Origin of the sequence: Microbacterium sp. NPDC058062 (assembly GCF_042885375.1) — a bacterium.
Taxonomy (GTDB): Bacteria; Actinomycetota; Actinomycetes; order Actinomycetales; family Microbacteriaceae; genus Microbacterium; species Microbacterium trichothecenolyticum_C.
In genome coordinates this window covers 612,000-629,336 of record NZ_JBHVSC010000003.1, presented here as the reverse complement: position 1 = coordinate 629,336, position 17,337 = coordinate 612,000, and the positions used below count along the sequence as shown (strand labels likewise).

General features: G+C 70.8%; 17 protein-coding genes. 9 read left to right on the top strand and 8 right to left on the bottom strand.

What is annotated here, in order from left to right; all coding sequences use genetic code 11:
- Positions 1-16: 16 nt before the first annotated feature.
- From ACFVSU_RS11965 to ACFVSU_RS11955, 3 genes are all read left to right on the top strand, one after another.
- On the top strand, positions 17-154 hold the full coding sequence (locus ACFVSU_RS11965) for a hypothetical protein (RefSeq protein WP_181911767.1): 138 nt from the start codon (positions 17-19) through the stop codon (positions 152-154).
- A gap of 73 nt (positions 155-227) precedes the next feature.
- Entirely contained in the window at positions 228-1,034 is an 807-nt protein-coding gene (locus ACFVSU_RS11960; protein WP_387142755.1) for a hypothetical protein, read from the top strand.
- Positions 1,035-1,073: 39 nt separating this feature from the next.
- A complete protein-coding gene (locus tag ACFVSU_RS11955; RefSeq protein WP_387142752.1) occupies positions 1,074-2,096 on the top strand; it encodes a hypothetical protein in 1,023 nt (340 codons plus the stop codon).
- Positions 2,097-2,110: 14 nt separating this feature from the next.
- On the opposite strand, the gene ACFVSU_RS11950 is transcribed toward ACFVSU_RS11955, so the two are convergent.
- The 5 genes from ACFVSU_RS11950 to ACFVSU_RS11930 form a co-directional block, all read right to left on the bottom strand.
- The gene (locus ACFVSU_RS11950; RefSeq protein ID WP_387142749.1) at positions 2,111-3,178 is read right to left on the bottom strand and encodes a 1-acyl-sn-glycerol-3-phosphate acyltransferase; all 1,068 of its coding nucleotides are present in this window, start codon (positions 3,176-3,178) and stop codon (positions 2,111-2,113) included.
- Complete coding sequence (locus tag ACFVSU_RS11945) at positions 3,178-4,074, bottom strand: patatin-like phospholipase family protein (protein WP_387142746.1); 897 nt, start codon at positions 4,072-4,074, stop codon at positions 3,178-3,180. The genes ACFVSU_RS11950 and ACFVSU_RS11945 overlap by 1 nt, the downstream gene beginning before the upstream one ends.
- Before the next feature lie 212 nt (positions 4,075-4,286).
- Entirely contained in the window at positions 4,287-5,174 is an 888-nt protein-coding gene (locus tag ACFVSU_RS11940) for a glycine betaine ABC transporter substrate-binding protein (RefSeq protein WP_387142743.1), read from the bottom strand.
- Positions 5,175-5,190: 16 nt separating this feature from the next.
- Positions 5,191-6,165, bottom strand: coding sequence for an ABC transporter permease (locus tag ACFVSU_RS11935; protein ID WP_387142740.1), 975 nt, complete (start codon positions 6,163-6,165; stop codon positions 5,191-5,193).
- A complete protein-coding gene (locus ACFVSU_RS11930; RefSeq protein WP_387142736.1) occupies positions 6,162-7,514 on the bottom strand; it encodes a glycine betaine/L-proline ABC transporter ATP-binding protein in 1,353 nt (450 codons plus the stop codon). Before ACFVSU_RS11930 ends, ACFVSU_RS11935 begins: the two co-directional genes overlap by 4 nt.
- 361 nt (positions 7,515-7,875) lie before the next feature.
- Between ACFVSU_RS11930 and ACFVSU_RS11925 the strand changes: the two genes are divergently transcribed.
- From ACFVSU_RS11925 to ACFVSU_RS11915, 3 genes are read left to right on the top strand one after another with little or no spacing between them, the layout of a single operon-like run.
- Positions 7,876-8,268: a GntR family transcriptional regulator gene (locus ACFVSU_RS11925; RefSeq protein ID WP_310286994.1), complete on the top strand. Its 393-nt coding sequence runs from the start codon at positions 7,876-7,878 to the stop codon at positions 8,266-8,268.
- Entirely contained in the window at positions 8,265-9,179 is a 915-nt protein-coding gene (locus ACFVSU_RS11920; protein WP_310286993.1) for an ABC transporter ATP-binding protein, read from the top strand. Before ACFVSU_RS11925 ends, ACFVSU_RS11920 begins: the two co-directional genes overlap by 4 nt.
- A complete protein-coding gene (locus ACFVSU_RS11915; protein ID WP_310286992.1) occupies positions 9,176-9,871 on the top strand; it encodes a hypothetical protein in 696 nt (231 codons plus the stop codon). Before ACFVSU_RS11920 ends, ACFVSU_RS11915 begins: the two co-directional genes overlap by 4 nt.
- A gap of 77 nt (positions 9,872-9,948) precedes the next feature.
- Here the strand turns inward: ACFVSU_RS11915 and ACFVSU_RS11910 are convergent, their stop codons facing one another.
- Positions 9,949-10,242, bottom strand: coding sequence for a chorismate mutase (locus tag ACFVSU_RS11910; protein ID WP_045302127.1), 294 nt, complete (start codon positions 10,240-10,242; stop codon positions 9,949-9,951).
- A gap of 134 nt (positions 10,243-10,376) precedes the next feature.
- On the opposite strand from ACFVSU_RS11910, the gene ACFVSU_RS11905 reads away from it, so the two are divergent.
- The 3 genes from ACFVSU_RS11905 (at position 10,377) to ACFVSU_RS11895 (ending at position 14,589) form a co-directional block, all read left to right on the top strand.
- The gene (locus ACFVSU_RS11905; protein WP_387142731.1) at positions 10,377-11,609 is read left to right on the top strand and encodes an AI-2E family transporter; all 1,233 of its coding nucleotides are present in this window, start codon (positions 10,377-10,379) and stop codon (positions 11,607-11,609) included.
- A 72-nt stretch (positions 11,610-11,681) separates the two neighbouring features.
- The gene (locus ACFVSU_RS11900; protein ID WP_387142728.1) at positions 11,682-13,289 is read left to right on the top strand and encodes a LuxR C-terminal-related transcriptional regulator; all 1,608 of its coding nucleotides are present in this window, start codon (positions 11,682-11,684) and stop codon (positions 13,287-13,289) included.
- 208 nt (positions 13,290-13,497) lie between these two features.
- A complete protein-coding gene (locus ACFVSU_RS11895) occupies positions 13,498-14,589 on the top strand; it encodes a flavin-containing monooxygenase (protein WP_387142725.1) in 1,092 nt (363 codons plus the stop codon).
- A 148-nt stretch (positions 14,590-14,737) separates the two neighbouring features.
- Here ACFVSU_RS11895 and ACFVSU_RS11890 read toward each other — a convergent pair whose 3' ends face one another.
- Complete coding sequence (locus ACFVSU_RS11890; RefSeq protein ID WP_387142722.1) at positions 14,738-15,934, bottom strand: lactonase family protein; 1,197 nt, start codon at positions 15,932-15,934, stop codon at positions 14,738-14,740.
- Position 15,935: 1 nt separating this feature from the next.
- A complete protein-coding gene (locus ACFVSU_RS11885; RefSeq protein ID WP_387142719.1) occupies positions 15,936-17,222 on the bottom strand; it encodes an adenylosuccinate synthase in 1,287 nt (428 codons plus the stop codon).
- Between the last annotated feature and the right edge of the window lie 115 nt (positions 17,223-17,337).

Below are 17,337 nucleotides of genomic sequence, written 5' to 3'. Positions count from 1 at the left end.
CAATAGGATGGGTCGCATGGCGGCGGAAGACGACGAGTACAGCGGTTTCAACGACACCCGGCAGCGGCGCGTCAAGATCATCGCGTGGGTGACGATCGTCGCCCTGATCCTCGTCGGCGGCGGCGCCACCGTCTTCGCTCTCCTCTTCGGCTGAGGTCGCGGCGGGTGGCCGAGGTGTCAGCAGACTCCCGGCGACAACCGCGCTATATCGCGTTTATCATGGCAGGGTGGAGCCCATCCTCCTCATCGTCTCGAGCTGGTGGTGGATCGGTCCGGCGGCCGTGGGCGCCGGGGCGGCCACCTATGCCGGCATGACCACGCGCAGCCGCCGGGCACGACGCCTGGAACTCGATGCCGCCCGCGCGGAGGAGTCGCAGGCCTACCGCGACCTCGTCGCCGCGAAGGCGCGCCTGCATACGGCGCAGGCTGATCTGCTGACCGCCAAGTCGCGCTCCTCGGTCCCGCCCGCGCATGCCGCCGAGGCGCGGCGCGAGCTGCAGGCCGCGAGGCAGGACGAGAAGAACGCCTCCCTCGCCCTGCGCGCGAGCCGCACGCGGGTGAAGGCCGGCTACGCCCAGTACCGCGCCGCCTCCACGCACGACCCGCTTCCGATCGACCGCCTCTACGCGGCGCACGACAGCGTCAACACGCGATGGCTGGCCTACGAGACGGACGTGGACAAGGCGCTGGCGTATCCGCAGATGACCGACCCGCGGCATCCGGCGACCGTCGTCTTCCTGCGCGCTCAGCGCGAGGCCCTCGCGAAGCGCCCGACCCTGCGCGACCGCGTGACGCCGCAGCAGTTCCTCGAGTACCGGGTCGCCGTCCGCCACCTCGAGGCGACCTTCGCGGAGGCGGAGCGGCAGTCGGGCGTTCCCGGGGCACCGCGTCCGTCGTCGGCCGGAGCGACGGCCGCCGCCGGGCTCACCGCCGCGGCAGCGGTGTTGTCGGAGATCGCCGACCGCCTTCCCGCGCTCATCGCCCGGATCCCCCCGCCTCGCCAGAGCGAACCGCCCGCTGGCAGGGTGCCCTGAGCCGACCACGCGGCGGCGACCGGCCGTTAGCATGACAGTGTGCAAGCGTTCTGGGAGTTCGCGGGCAACTTCTGGTGGCTCGTCTTCCCACTCATGGGTGTCCTCGGCATGGTCGGCAATGCCTGGGAGCGTGGCGCGCGCATGCGCCACAAGCGCCGCCTGGAGATGATGCACGCGAAGGCCGAGCTCAAGGCCGCGCAGGCCGCGGCGCGCGGCAAGGCGGTGCCGGCGGCATCCCTCCCTCCGATCACCGCGCCGACGGCGACCGCGGCGTCTGCGCAGGGTGCGTCCGCGTCGCGCGAGACGCAGGTGACCCAGCTCGAGCGCCTGTTCGCCGAGCACGACGCCGTGACGACCCGCTGGCTGGAGTACGAGCTCGACGTCGCGAAGATCATCGCGTTCCCCGCCATGAGCGACGGACGCCAGCCGCTGACCGCAGCGTTCCTGCGCGCGAAGCGCATCGCCGACGGGCTGCGTCCCGCGTCGGCCAAAGCGCGGCTCTCGAAGGAGCAGCTCGCCGAGTACCGCAATGCGGTCGCCGACTTCGAGGTGGCCTTCGACGTCGCGGAGCGCGACGCACGCCGCCTGCGCGACTCGAGCTTCACCGACGACGAGCGCAAGCGCCTCGACACCGCCAAGAAGCTGCTCACCGTCGCGATCGACGAGGCCGCGACGCCCGCGGAGCGTCAGCTCGCCTACCGCCGCGTGCGCGAGGAGCTCGACGGGCTCATCTCGATCTCGGACGAGGCCATCGAGGTGCTCGAGAAGAAGGTGATGCTCGAGCTCGGGCCTGTCACCTCATCGACGATGACGGTGACGGTCCCCACGCCCACTCCAGACGCCGCTGACGCGTCGCCCGGAGCCTCCGGGCGCGTGGGCCCAGCTGCGGCCCCGCCGCGCGCGGAAGCCCCGGCCGCACCGGAGCCCGAGCTGATCGCCGACCCTCTGCCCGCGCCGAAGCGCCCGAGCACGACGCCGCCTCCCGGCGCGACGTGGCCGGTGCCCTCGCGCACGAACGGCGATTCGCCCGGCCGGGTGACACACCCCAAGCCCCACCGCTGAACACCGGTTCGAGGTCAGGCGGCGAGCTCGGGGTGGGCGTCGATCCAGCCGTCGATGCGCGCGAACCAGTCGAAGAGCCACGCGGCGCGGGCGTCGAGGTCGTCGGGGATCTCCGACCGGGGCACGCGCCAGGCGCGCATCGTGATGCCCTTGTCCATCGGCAGCTCGCGCCAGATGTCGCGCAGGGTGTGAAGTCGCTCGAGTCCGGTGTGGGCGATGAACACGACGTCGGCGTCGGGTGAGGCATCCAGCGCCGCGTGCATGCCGCCCGGCTGCGGGGCCATGACGTGCGTCATCGCCTCCGCCCGTTCAGCCATCGCCTCGCGCCCCGCGTCGCGCAGGCGCTTGATGCGCGAGCGCCGTCGCTTCGGACTCACCTGACCGCCCTCGGGGAAGATGACGAACGCGTCTTCCGGTCCGAGCCCCGTGGCGAGGTCGCGAAGCGCCGCCTCCACCGAGGCGCCGCCGCCCTTGCGACCGCCGCCGAACCCCGACGGGACGATGAAGCGCGCCGGGATCCGGTGCAGCAGGATGTCGATCGCCGGATCCCACTGCAGCGTGTACTTGAGCACGATCCGCGGCCGGCGCGCGACCTCGTTGAGCAGGGTGTGGATGAGGATGAACGAGTCGCCGGGACCGCCGTGACGGCTCGCCACCACGAGCGGGGTGCCGGGGGCGAAGAGCGCGTCGAAGGCAGCGCGGCCGGTCGCAGCATCCGCGTCGTCGGAGCCTGTCGTGGTGATCGTGAGCCGCAGCACGCCGCCGAAGATCCAGAAGAGCACGCGCAGCGCCCAGGCGCCGAGGCGGTAGTGCGCGGTGACGAAGGCGGGCCGGCGCAGCGCGTAGCCGAAGCCCGAGGCGATCCAGAGGGCGAAGAGGGCGATCACGAGCATCGCGTCCCACAGCAGGTACACGGTCACGAGCCACAGCACGCGCGGCAGCCGGAACCGTCCGGGCACGAGCGAGGTCAGCGCGAGGGCGACCAGCAGCCACAGCGGAGTGAGCACCAGCATCACGAGCGCCGCCACGATCACGAGCGGGGCGAGAAGGATGCGGCGCACCCAGGTGGGCAGCATCCGCATCAGGTCTCCTCGTCGGCTCGGGGCGTTTCGTCTCGCTTCGCTCGTTCAACGACCGGGGCGTCGCTCACGGTGCCCAGGCCGCGCTCGGCGAGGAACGCGCGGCTGGCGTCGTAGGCGGCGTCGATGCGGCGGCGGACGGTGTCCATGCGACGGTACGACATGAGCGAGTCGTCGCCGTCGAGCCCGCCGCCGCTCGGGAGCACGTGGAGCGCGACTCCTTCGGGAAGCGTCGCGACGTCGCGGGCGTAGCGGTGGCGGCGGGCGATCTCGAAGGCGACGCGTGCGGTGTCGACCGCCGACTGCGGGGCGACCAGCGGCGTCTCGATGCGGCCGACCTGCAGCACGTAGACCGTCGTCGCGCCGACCTCGACCGCCTGCTCGATCGGGATCGAGTTGACGATGCCGCCGTCGATGAAGTGCTCGTCGCCGATGCGGGTGGGCGGCAGGAGTCCCGGCACCGAGGCCGATGCGAGGATCGCCTCGATGAGCGGCCCCGACTCGAACACGTGCTCGGCCGCGCGCTCGATGCTCGCGGCGACCACGCGCAGGCGCACCGCCAGGTCGTCGAAGGTCGTGTGGGCGCCGAGGGACCGCTCGAGCAGGTGCCGCAGCGGCGCCGGCGAGTTCAAGTGCGTCTTGGTCTTCACGAGGCGCGTGAACTGGGCGAACAGCGAGTCGCCGTAGACGGCGTTCGCCTCGGGCGAGGTCCAGGCGTCGAGCAGCCGCTCGATCACGGCCGGCGTCGGGTCGCTCGCGACCAGGGCCCCGTTGATGGCGCCGATCGAGGTGCCGACCACGACATCCGGACGGATGCCGGACTCGAGCAGGGCCCGCAGCATCCCGATCTCGACGGCACCGCGCACCCCTCCGCCGCCGAGAACGAAGGCCACCGTCATGCCCACACCCTATTGCCGGTGTCCGACTCGGCCGAAGCGCCGTGCCCAGTCCCACACTCTTCCTGCGAAGTCCGGACATCGCGGGCCGCGCCCGAGCAGACCCGGACCCAGAGGTCCGGGAAACGCACCGCTTCAGCGTCACGAAACCGCGAAGTCCGGACATCGCCGTCGACGCACGCGCTCCGTCGGGGCGGCGCAATACAGGCGGCGCGTCAGCGGGTGAGGCTGTCGACGTAGTCCTGGTTGTCGGCGACCCACTTCGCGACGACGGGGCCGTACTCGTCGCCGTCGTAGGCGCCGAACATGGCGTCCTCGAGCGAGTACAGCAGCTCGTTGTCCATGCGGAACGCCTCGAGCCAGTCCGAGATCTCGGGGAACTCGTCGGCGAACGAGGTCGACGCCACGGTGTGGATGCCCTCGGCGTCGCCGAGCAGGCCGTCGGGGTCTTCGAGGTCCTTGAGCGGGAACGCGTTGTACGCCCAGTGCGGTCGCCAGAGGGTGACGGCGACGTCGCGTCCGGCGTCGGTCGCGGCCTGCAGCTCGGTGAGCATCGCGGGCGTCGACGACGTCACGAACTCCATGCCCTCGAGGCCGTAGCCCGGGATCACGTCGTTCTGCGTGACGGTCACGAGCCCCGACCCCGCCTCGATCCCGACAAGGCGGTTGCCGAACACGTCGGCGTTCGCGGCGAGCTCGGTGAGCGAGTCGATGGGGGCGTCCTCGTTCACGGCGATCGTGAGCTTGGCCTCGTCGTTCCAGGCGCCGAGGTCGACGAGCTGGTCGCCGTACGTCTCCATGTAGTCGGCGTGCGTGAGCGGCAGCCAGGTGTCGAGCGTCAGGTCGTAGTCGCCCTTCGCGATTCCGGTGTACGCCGCCGCGGGGTCGGCGTACTCGAGGTCGACGGTGTAGCCCTTCTCCTCGAGCACGGCCTTCCACAGCTCGGACGCGGCGATGCCCTCGTCCCAGCCGTTGAACACGGCGATCGTCAGGTGCCCCTTGTCGGAGCCGCCGACGCCCGTCTGCACGAGGGCGCCGTTCACGAGCAGTCCGGCGGTCCCCGCCAGGGCGAGTCCGGCGGCGATGATGCGTCGCGTGGTCATGTCGGTTCCTCTCGTGTCAGGCCGGGACGGGCTCGGGTCGCTCGGCGGGAGCATCGGGAACGGATGCTGCAGCCTGGGTCTGCGCGGGCTTCGCGGTCGCGGGTGCCGGGGTGGCAGCATCCGTGTTCCCGTTCTTGACGGTCGTGGCGCGCGGCTTGCGGGCACGCGGCTGGGAGAAGCCCGACGTGACGCGGTCGAGGATCATCGCGAGGATGACGACCGAGAGGCCGGCTTCGACGCCGAGGCCGATGTCGATGCGGCTGAGGCTCTGCACGACCTGCCCGCCCAGTCCGCCGGCGCCGACCATGCCCGCGATGACGACCATCGACAGGCTGAGCATGATGACCTGGTTGACCCCGGCCATGATGCTCGGGAGCGCGAGAGGCAGCTGGATCTGGCGCAGGATGCGTCCGGGCGAGGCGCCGAAGGCGTGGCCGGCCTCGACGATCTCGGGGTCGACGCCGCGGATGCCGAGCTCGGTGAGACGCACACCGGGGGCGAGCGCGAACGCGATGGTCGCGACCATGCCGGGCACCGGGCCGACGCCGAAGATGAGCATCGCGGGGATGAGGTAGACGAAGGCGGGCATCGTCTGCAGGAAGTCGAGCACCGGTCGCAGCGTCTTCGAGACCCGGTCGCTGCGTGCGGCCCAGATGCCGAGCGGCACGGCGATCGCGATCGCGACGACGGCGGCGAGGATCACGAGCGCGAGGGAGTCCATCGCGTTGGACCACTGGCCGACGGCCACGATCACGAGCAGGCCGAGGGCGCTGCCGACGGCGAGCACGAGACCCTTCGACCAGTAGGCGAACGCGGCGATCACGAGGATCACGGCCCAGAACGGCGGCGTCGACAGGGAGGCGTCGAGCCAGTCGTAGAGGCCGCGGAAGATCACGGCGACCACGTCGAAGAAGCCGCCGAGCGCGTCGATCACCCAACGGACTCCGGTCTCGACGACGTCGCCCAGCGGGAGGCGGATCAGGTCGTTCATCGCAGAGCTCCTTCCACGGCGGCGTGTTCGTGAGCGCCGACCTCCGTCGGCGGCGCCGCGCGGCCGGCCGGCACGGCACCCGTCTGGTCGACGACTTCGAGGGTCTCGGTCATGACGCTCGCCGGAACGGTGGCCGGCACGTCGATGATCGGGTTCTCGCGAGTCACCGGCGGCACGTCACCGAGGGCCGCGAGCAGCGTCACGCGCGGGATGGTGCCGACGAGGCGTCCGGCGTCGTCGATGACCGCGACGGGCACGGGGCTCTCGACCGCGCGCTCGACGACGTCGGTGAGCGGATCGTCGACGTGCACGGCCGGCCGGCCGTTGCGCACGAGCGAGCGCAGGTCGGTGCGGCCGTCCTTGACGGCGCGGATGACCGCGCGGTCCGTCACCGAGCCGAGGAAGCGCCGGTTCTCGATGACCGACACCGAGCCGACCTGCAGGTCGCGCATGACCCGAAGCGCGCCGCGGACGCCGGCGCTCACCGGTGTCGTGGCGACCGGCGGTGCCATGACCGATCCGGCGGTGAGCACGCGGGCGCGGTCGACGTCCTGCACGAACTGGGCGACGTAGTCGTTTGCCGGGTCGGTGAGGATCTCTTCGGGCGTGCCGTTCTGCACGATGCGGCCGTCGCGCATCACCGCGATGCGGTCGCCGAGGAACATCGCCTCGTTGAGGTCGTGCGTGATGAAGACGATCGTCCGACCGAGTTCGCGCTGCAGCTCGATGAGCTGCTCCTGCATCTCGCGCCGGATGAGGGGGTCGAGCGCCGAGAACGCCTCATCCATGAGCAGGATGTCGGTTCCCGACGTGAGCGCCCGGGCGAGACCCACGCGCTGGCGCATGCCGCCCGAGAGCTCGTCGGGCATCGCGTCGGCGCGATCGCCGAGGCCGACCTTGTCGAGGATCTCGCGCGCCCGCGCGCGGCGCTCATCGCGTCCGACGCCCTGGATCTCCAGAGCGTAGGCGGCGTTGTCGAGCACGGTGAGGTGCGGCAGGAGTGCGAAGTGCTGGAACACCATCGAGATGGAGCGCTGACGGATGCTGCGGAGCGCCTTGGCAGACGCCTTGGTGACGCTCTGCCCCTGCACGAACACGTCGCCGGCAGTCGGCGGCAGCAGCCCGTTGAGCATGCGCAGCACGGTGGACTTGCCCGAGCCCGAGAGGCCCATGATCACGAAGATCTCGCCGGGCTGAACGGTGAAGCTGGCGTCGATCACGGCGGCCGAGCCCGAATCGGCGACGTCGGCGCGCGTCGCGCCGGCACGGAGCCGTTTGACGGCGTCCTTGGGATTGCGTCCGAAGACCTTGAAGAGGTTCCTCGCCTCGATGGCAGGCGGAACGGTCACTGTGCACCTCGGCAGCTCCGGTGCAGGAGCTGCATCGGTCGCGCCCGGGTGGCGGCCGTTCCTGCAGCGGATGTCGGACCCGCGCCGCGGCCGCCGACCATACGCTCACCGGTCTGACGCTCAGGCATCACCGGAGACCGCGGACTGGTCGGGAGGGCCCGTGACGGGCCTCAACCACCGTTTCATGGGGCCGCAGGGGCTGCAAATTCGACACCGATCGGCCGTTTCGGTACCTCGCGCACGCGCGATAGCACGGGAAGCGGGGGTGGGGGCCGAAGCCCGTCCTCGAGGCGAAGGGTTGACACCGGTCCAGGCTCCATGGTTACTTAGTCAAGTAAGTAACCGACCAAGCGGAGTTGATGTGATCGAAGAAGGCCGGGCGCTGTTCCTCCAGATCGCCGAGAGCGTGGAGGACGCGATCATCGACGGCAGCCTCGCCGAAGAGGCGCAGGCACCGTCGACGAACGAGCTCGCCGCCTTCTACCGGATCAACCCCGCCACCGCCGCGAAGGGAGTCGCGATGCTGACCGACAAGGGCGTGCTGTACAAGCGACGCGGCATCGGCATGTTCGTGGCGCCGGGTGCGCGCGAACTCCTGATGAACGAACGCCGCACTGCATTCGCCGACCGCTTCGTCGAGCCGCTGCTCGCCGAGGCCCGCAAGCTCGGGCTCGGGCCCGAAGACCTGGAACTGCTCATCCGCGACCGCGCCGGGGCGCACGTCGCGACCACCACGGAAGGGAACGCACGATGACGACCGGGAACCACGTCATCGAGGTGAAGAATCTCACCAAGCGCTACCGCGACGTCGTCGCGGTGGACGACGTGAGCTTCACCATCGAGAAGGACACCATCTACGGCCTGCTCGGCCGCAACGGCGCCGGCAAGACGACGGTCATGTCGATCCTCACGGCGCAGAACTTCGCGACGTCGGGCGACGTGCGGGTGTTCGGCATGCAGCCATATGAGAACGTCAAGGTGCTCTCGCGCATGTGCTTCGTGCGCGAGAGCCAGAAGTATCCGGACGACGCGCTGCCCAAGCACGCGTTCGGCGCCGCGAAGCTCTTCTTCCCCAACTGGGACGACGAACTCGCCGCGCAGCTCATCGACGACTTCCAGCTGCCCCAGAAGACGCGCATCAAGAAGATGTCGCGCGGACAGCTCTCGGCCGTCGGCGTGATCATCGGCATCGCCTCGCGCGCCGAGATCACGTTCTTCGACGAGCCGTACCTCGGCCTCGACGCCGTCGCGCGGCAGATCTTCTACGACCGGCTGCTCGAGGACTACACCGAGCACCCGCGCACAGTCATCCTCTCGAGCCACCTCATCGACGAGGTGTCGAACCTCATCGAGCGCGTGCTCGTCATCGATCAGGGGCGCATCGTCATGGACGAGGCGACCGATGCCGTGCGCGACCGCGCCGCGAACATCGTGGGCGACGTGAGCGCCGTCGACGCGTTCGTGACCGGCCGGCAGGTGATCCACCGCGAGAGCCTGGGGAACGTGGCATCCGTCACCGTCCTCGGCGCGCTGTCCCTGGCAGACCGTGAGCGACTCGCCGCCGCCGGCCTCGACGTCGCGCCGGTCTCGCTGCAGCAGCTGATCGTGCGCACCACCCAGAACGCGGCCGGGTCCGCGGCATCCGAAGAAGGAGCGCTGCGATGAACCGCACCGTCAACGTCGTGCGCATGCAGCTGATCAACAAGCAGACGTTCGTCTGGGTGCCGCTGATCGTGCTCGGCGCCTCGTTCGCGATGTCGATCGCGATCTACGCGATCCTCAACTCTTCGGGCCTTCCCGGTCCCTTCTACGGCGGCGGCTCGCAGGCCCCGTTGTGGGTGCTGCTGTTCGTGGGGATCTCGTCGCTGACGCTGACCTTCCCGTTCTCGCAGGCGATGAGCGTCACGCGCCGGGAATTCTTCTTCGGCACGATGCTCGCCGCGGCGATGTGCGCGGCGCTGCTGGCGGTGGTGTTCGCGGTCGGTGGGCTGATCGAGGAGGCGACGAACGGCTGGGGCATCAACGGGTACTTCTTCGCCCTGGACTGGGTCGTCGAGGACGGCGCGCTCGGCGCGGCCTTCTTCTACTTCGTGATGGCGATGCTCATCTTCATGCTCGGGTTCTGGTCGGCGACGGTCTACAAGCGGTGGGGCGCGCTCCTGCTGACCGTGATCTGGGTCGGAGTCGGCGTGCTGCTGCTCGTCGCGATCTGGGCGATCACGCGCTTCGAGGCGTGGGGCGAGGTCGTCTCGTGGCTGGTCGGCCTGGGCGCCGTCGGCCTCGCGGCGTGGGGCCTGGTCCTGACCCTCGTGCTCGGCGGGATCTCCTACCTCACGCTCCGGCGCACGGTGCCCTGATCAGACGACGGAAACGGATGCTGCCACCCGGCGTGATCGCCGGGTGGCAGCATGTATGTTCCACGTGAAACGGAAGTTCAGCGGGAGTCGGCCGCCTCGGTGTGGTGGCGGATGACCTCGGCCACCACGAAGTTGAACCACTTCTCGGCGAAGGCCGGGTCGAGGTCGGCCTGCTCGGCGAGGCTGCGCAGGCGCGCGGTCTGCTGCTCCTCGCGGGCGGGGTCGGAGGCGGGCATGCCGTGCTCGGCCTTCAGGTGGCCGACCTGCTTGGTCGCCTTGAAGCGCTCGGCGAGCAGATACACCAGGGCGGCGTCGATGTTGTCGATGCTGCTGCGCAGCCGGGCCAGCGTCGTCGTGGGGTCTTCGGTCATGGCGCTCCTTCTCGCCCCTCGACGATACCCGAGCGACCGGACGCCTCCGGCGGCATGACGCCTACTCACGCGATCCGCATGAAGTTCCCGCGCGCACCTCGTCGCGCGCACCCCCCAGTCCTAGAGTGTGTCCCATGACCGATGCCTCGCCCACCCTCGGTGCCACCGCCGCCGAGGCTGCTGAACCGCTGTCCGTCGACGCTGCGGCGGGCACGGACGCCCAGCCCTCCACGACCACGTCCGTCAACGGCGCCGCCGTCGACGCCGCAGCCGAAGACGCCCCGGTGTTCACAGGCGAGGCGCCCGCGGGCAAGACGTTCTGGGCGAACCTCAACAGCCCGTTCCGATTGGGCCTGGTGCTCACGCTCGGCGGACTGGCGGCGATCGCCCTGGGGCTGGCGTTCTGGAACCTCTCGACGATCATCATCTATGTCGTCTTCGCGCTGTTCGCCGCACTCGGCCTCGACCCCGTCGTCCGGTGGTTCGGCAAGCACAACGTCTCGCGGCCGTGGGCGATCGTGATCGTGTACACGGCGTTCGCGCTGGTGCTCACGGGCATCCTCCTGCTCGTGGTGCCGACGCTGATCAAGCAGATCAGCGCGTTCTTCACGGACCTGCCGACGACCATCGCGAACTTCCAGAAGTCCGACTTCTACGGGTGGCTCAGCGACACGTTCGGCTCGCAGGTTGGCCAGATCACCGATCAGATCGAGAAGTTCCTGACCAACCCTGCGAACATCGCCGCCATCGGCGGCGGTGTCGTGAACTTCGCCGTGAGCGTGGGAACGACCATCTCGGGCCTCATCATCGTGCTGGTGCTGAGCCTGTACTTCCTCGCGGGGCTGCCCAACATGAAGGTCGCCTTCAACCGCTTCGTCGCCGCGCGCAATCGCAAGAAGGCCGCGGCGATGACCGACCAGATCACCGACTCGATCGGCGCCTACCTGATGGGCATGGTGGTGCTGGCGTTCTGCAACTCGGTCGTCGCTTTCCTGCTGCACCTCTTCCTGCAGCTGCCGTTCCCGGCACTCATGGGCGTGCTCGCGTTCCTCATCACCCTGATCCCGCTCATCGGTTCGGTGCTCTACTGGCTGACCGCGACGACGCTCGCGCTCTTCACGGGCTGGGTCCCGGCACTGATCTTCGCGGTGATCTACCTGATCTACATGCAGCTCGAGGCGTACGTCCTGACCCCGAAGGTGATGAACAAGGCGATCTCCGTGCCCGGCGCCCTCGTCGTGATCGGCGCGATGGTCGGCGGCACGCTGCTCGGCCTCCTCGGCGCGCTCGTCGCGATCCCCGTGACGGCGTCGATCCTCCTCATCATCAAGCAGGTCTTCATCCCCAAGCAGGACGCCAAGATCTGACGCTCCGAGCCCCGTGCCCGCGTCTTGGGCACGGGCCTTGTCGGCGCCCCCGGCCGCGCCCATACTGTGCGCATGGCGATCCGGGAGGCCGGCGTCGTGGACTGGACGGGCCGGTACGAGGAGCTCACGGCACGCGAGGCCGCACTGGCCGGCGATGAGCTGGACGAGCTCGGCCAGGCGGCGTGGTTCGTCGGCCGCGACGACGTCTCGGTGAGGGCGTGGGAGCGGGCGCACCTGCGCTACCTCGACGACGGCGATCTCGCGGCGGCGGTGCGGTGCGTGTTCTGGCTCGGCTTCACACTGAGCGAACACGGCGACGAGGTGCGCGCCGGAGCCTGGATGGGCCGGCTCATCGAGCTGTGCGGGCGCGCCGACGCCACGCCCGCGACCGACGCCGCCCGCGCACTGTGCGTCGCGGTCGGGACGTTCGCACGAGGCGAGGCGGCAGCATCAATCCCGCTCTTCCACGCGGCGATCGAGAGAGCGGATGCTGCGGCCGACGCCGACGGCGCGACCCTGGGGACCATGGGGCTCGGCCGCGCGCTCCTGGCGACCGGAAGGATGGAGGAGGCGTTCGCCGAGATCGATCGCGTGATGCTGCTCATCGCCGATGGCCGCGTGAGTGACCGGGCGGCGGGTCCCGCGTACTGCGCGGCGATCGCGAGCCTGCTCGGCCGCGGCGACATCGAGCGCGCCCGCGTGTGGACGCGCGAGCTCGGCGACTGGTGCGATGCGCAGCGCGGGCTCGAGCCGTTCCGCGGCGAATGCACGCTGCATCGCGCGGGCGTGCTGCAGCTCGGCGGTGAGTGGGAGGCCGCGGCGAGCTCGATCGACGAGGTGTGCGCGACCGAGAAGCGCGGCGAGACGCTGGCGAACGCGTGGTACCGCGCCGCGGACCTGCACCGGGTCGCCGGGCGAGCGGGGCCCGCGCGCGAGGCGATGCGCCGTGCCGCCTCCCTCGGCCGTGAGGTGCAGCCCGGACTCGCCCTGCTGCACCGCGACACCGGAGACCTCGGCGGCGCGTGGGCCGGACTCGAGGCCGCCCGGACGGCGCCGCACGAACCGGCGGTACGTGCGGAGCTGCTGGCGGCCGCTGTGCGCGTGGCGCTCGACCGTGGACGGGTGGCCGACGCGGCGGCCGCCGCCGAGGAGCTCCGCGCATGCGCGACGACGTTCGACACCCGCTACCTGCGGGCGCTGTCATCGCGGGCCGACGGCGAGGTCGCGCTGGCGGACGGTCGCGCCACCGACGCGCTGGCGCTCCTGCGCACGTCGTGGGCGGCATGGCGGCGGCTCGACGCGCCGTACGACGCGGCCCTCACGCGCATCTCGATCGGCGCCGCGATCCGCGACATCGGCGATGCCGAGGGCGCCGAGCTCGAGTTCGACGCGGCACGCGGAGTGCTCGAAGGGCTCGGCGCGATCCCCGACCTCGCGCGCCTCGAGCGTGTCGCCGCGGCGCGGGGCGCAGCATCCGATCCCGGACTCAGCCGGCGCGAGCGGGAGGTGCTCGCCCTCGTCGCTCGCGGCTGGTCGAACCGGCGCATCGCCGAGCACCTGTTCCTCAGCGAGCGCACGGTCGCGCGGCACGTCGGCAGCATCCTCGCGAAGCTCGGGGTGCCGAGCCGCTCGGCGGCGACGGCCTATGCCTTCGAGCACGGGCTGGCCGTCGCCACCTGAGCCCCCGACGCGGTCCTCAATTGAGGATCTGCGCCGAGATGAGGAGCCGGCCCGGCGTGTCGCTCCGCATTCCGGCAACGCTCCTCAATTGAGGATCCGTGAACCGACTCAGGCGGAGGGGGACGGATGCTGCGGACCGCGGAATTGGTCATTTCTGCCGATGCCGGCCCGGCCGCCCCGCTCCTACCGTGAGGGTGAGGAGGTCATCATGGACACCACAACACTCGACACCGTGGTCATCGGCGCGGGGGTCGCCGGTCTTCACACCGCACGTCTGCTCGCCGCCCGCGGCGTGGACTTCGAGATCATCGAGGCCGCTGACCGCGTGGGCGACACCTGGCGGGAGCGCTATCGCTCGCTGCGGCTGTTCACGCCGCGGCGCTGGGCGGAGCTGCCCGGCACGCGCCTCGACATCGGGTTCTTCGAATACCCGACGGGCGTCGAGTTCGGCGACTACCTCGAGCGCTGCGCCGCCGCGATCGGTGCGCACGTGCGGCTGTCGACGCGCGTCGAGCGGCTCGCGCTCGACGCGGACGGCAGGTTCCGGCTCGCCCTGTCGACCGGGGACGAGGTCGTCGCCGCGCACGTGGTCGTGGCCACCGGGGCTCATCACGTGCCGCTCGTCCCGCCGTTCGCCGGGGACCTCGACCCCGCGATCCACCAGCTGCACTCCCTCGACTACCGCGGTCCCGAGGACCTCGAACCGGGATCGGTGCTCGTCGTCGGCGCCGCGAACTCCGGCACCGACATCGCGCTCGAGGCGGCAGCATCCGGTCATGAGACCACGATCTCGGGGCGGCACCCGGGACAGATCCCGCCCGACATCGACACCCCGATCGGCAACCTGATGTCGGGACTGTTCCTCCGGCGGCTGCGGGCGACGACGATCGACACCGACCGCGGGCGTGCGTTCCTGGCGGCGAATCGCGGCCACGGCGTCAACCTCGTGCGCAACAAGACCCGCGACCTCGAGAGGGCGGGGATCGCACAGGTCGCCCGCGTGGCCGGGATGCGCGACGGGATGCCGCTGCTCGAATCGGGCGAGACGCTCGACGTGGCGAACGTCGTGTGGTGCACCGGCTCGACGCCGGACTTCGGCTGGATCGACATCCCCGGGGTGGTGAGCACTGACGGGGTCGCGCACCGGCGCGGAATGGTCGACGCCGTTCCCGGACTCGCCTTCGTCGGCCTGCCGTTCCAGTACTCCGTGATGTCGCCGACCCTCGTCGGCATGCGACCCGACGCCGAGTACGTGGTCGAGCACCTGCTCGCCCCGGCGGCGGTGCCGCAGGCCGCCTGAGGTCGGAGGGGGTTCCTCAGTTGAGGAGCATTGCCGAGATGCGCGCCGAAACCGCCGTCCCGCTCCTCATCTCGGCCCACGTCCTCAATTGAGGAGCGAGCCGATAGGCGGCGAGGCGACGACGGGGCGCGGCCGACCTCGGCCCGGATCAGCGGACGGGGAGGAGACAGGTCGGCGACGGGGCCTCGGTGCGGTGCCGCACGCGTCCCGGAACCCCCGTGCGCACGTCGAGCGTGAGCGACGCGACCTCGTTCGACAGCTGACCGGCGACGAGCAGGGTGTCGCGGACCACGACGTGGTGCCGCGGCCAGTCGACGCCGGCGTCGACGAGGGCGACCGGTTCGACGTACTCGCCGGCGCCCCGCACGCGGAGCGTCGCGAGAGTGTTGCTGCCGCGCACGCCGGCGTACAGGAACTCGCCGTCACGCGACGCGGCGAGCTCGGCGGCGCTGTCGCCCGGGAGGGTGCCGGCGCCCAGCGGCGTGCCGCCCACGAGGCTCCACGTGCCATCGACCGCCGGCACGAGCACGAACAGCTCGCACGAGAACTCGGTCACGACGTAGAGATGCCCGCTCGGGTGCCACACCATGTGCCGCGGCCCGCTGCCCTGGGGCAGCGCGACCTGCTGCACCTGGCGCAGCCCGGTCGCGCCGTCACGCCAGAACCGCACGACGTCATAGCCGAGATCGGTCGTCGCGATCAGCCCGCCCGGCAGGAACGCCGCCTGGTGCGCACGGGACGGACGGACCTCGGATGCTGCATCCTCGGCGCCCGGTGCCGGCTCGGCCTCTTCGCGGTCGTGGTCGGGCACGAGGTGCGCGTACTCCTCGCCGGCGGCCTCGCGCAGCGCACGGGCGGCCGCCGCGAGGTCGATGTCGCCGGCCCGTTCCGCCGCGCCGTCGGGTCCGTACGGGTCGGTCGCCGCCGGAGCGATCGCCGGCGACGAGGGACGGCCCGAGGCATCCAGGTTCATGCGGACGACGCGCCCGTCGCCCCAGCAGCTCGCGATGAGGAAGCGACCGTCGGGCGACACCGCCACGTGGCACACCGCCTCACCGGCGGCGACGGGGGCACCGAGCGGCACGAACGTCGTCTCCCCGGTGCGGCGGAAGGCCTGCACCTGCTGCCGTGCTTCGAGCGCGGCGTAGACGACGTCCCCCGGCGCCACCGTCAACGAGCCGCGGTGCGCCGCCAGCCACGAGGGCGAGTCGGTCGTCGCGACCTCGCCGGCGAACGCCAGCGCGCCGCCTGCGGAGGCGTCGTCGGCGGCGCCGGCGAGCAGCATCCCGAATCCGGACGCGCTGCCGTCCATGTCGGCGGTGTACCCGCCCAGCCAGAACCTCACGTCAGTCGACGAGGTCGTGGCGCACGATCACGGCGTCGCGGGCCGCGCCCACGCCGATCACCGAGATGCGCGTGCCGCTCATCGCCTCGAGCGCGAGGACGTACTCCTGGGCCTCGCGCGGGAGCTCGTCGAAGGTGCGGGCACCCGAGATGTCCTGCTTCCAGCCGGGGAAGTACTCGAGGATCGGCTTCGCGTGGTGGAAATCGGACTGGTTGACGGGGACCTCGTCGAACCGCTCGCCTTCGACGTCGTATGCGACGCAGACCGGGATCTGGTCGAGGCCGGTGAGGATGTCGAGCTTGGTCAGCACGAGGTCGGTGATGCCGTTGATGCGGGTCGCATAGCGCGTGATCGGCGCGTCGTACCAGCCGACGCGGCGCGGACGGCCGGTTGTGGTGCCGAACTCGAAGCCGCGCGAGCGCAGGAAGTCGCCGTTCTCGTCGAACAGCTCGGTCGGGAACGGTCCCGAGCCGACGCGCGTCGTGTACGCCTTCACGATGCCGACGATGCGGTCGAGGCGGTTGGGTCCGACGCCCGCGCCGGTCGCGGCGCCGCCGGCGGTCGCCGACGACGACGTGACGAACGGGTAGGTGCCGTGGTCGACGTCGAGCATCGTCGCCTGGCCGCCCTCGAAGACGACCACGTCGCCCGCGTCGAGGGCGTCGTTCAGGAGGAGCGACGTGTCGGCCACCATCGGGCGCAGACGCTCGGCGTACGACAGCAGGTCGTCGACGATCTCGTCGGCGGTGATCGCGCGACGGTTGAAGATCTTGACCAGCAGGTGGTTCTTCTGGTCGAGGGCGCCCTCGACCTTCTGGCGCAGGATGTTCTCGTCGAAGAGGTCCTGCACGCGGATGCCGACGCGGTTGATCTTGTCGGCGTAGGCCGGGCCGATGCCGCGACCGGTGGTGCCGATCTGGCGCTTGCCGAGGAAGCGCTCGGTGACCTTGTCGAGCGTGCGGTGGTACTGCGTGATGATGTGCGCGTTCGCACTCACGCGCAGGCGCGAGGTGTCGAGGCCGCGGGCGTGCAGCGCCTCGAGCTCGTAGAAGAGCACCTCGAGGTCGATGACGACGCCGTTGCCGATCACGGCGTTCACGCCGGGAGACAGGATGCCGGACGGCAGCAGGTGCAGCGCGTACTTCTCGTCGCCGATCACGACCGTGTGGCCGGCGTTGTTGCCGCCGTTGAACTTGACCACCCAGTCGGTGCGCTCACCCAGGAGATCGGTGGCCTTGCCCTTGCCCTCGTCTCCCCACTGGACTCCGACGATCACGATGCCTGGCATGGGCTACTCCCCCGTTATCGGACGGTTACACCCCATCCTATCCGGATGCTCCGTTACGCCTTCTGGCGCCGCGAGTCCTCCCGTGACGACCGGGGTTGGACGCACGCACGAGCCC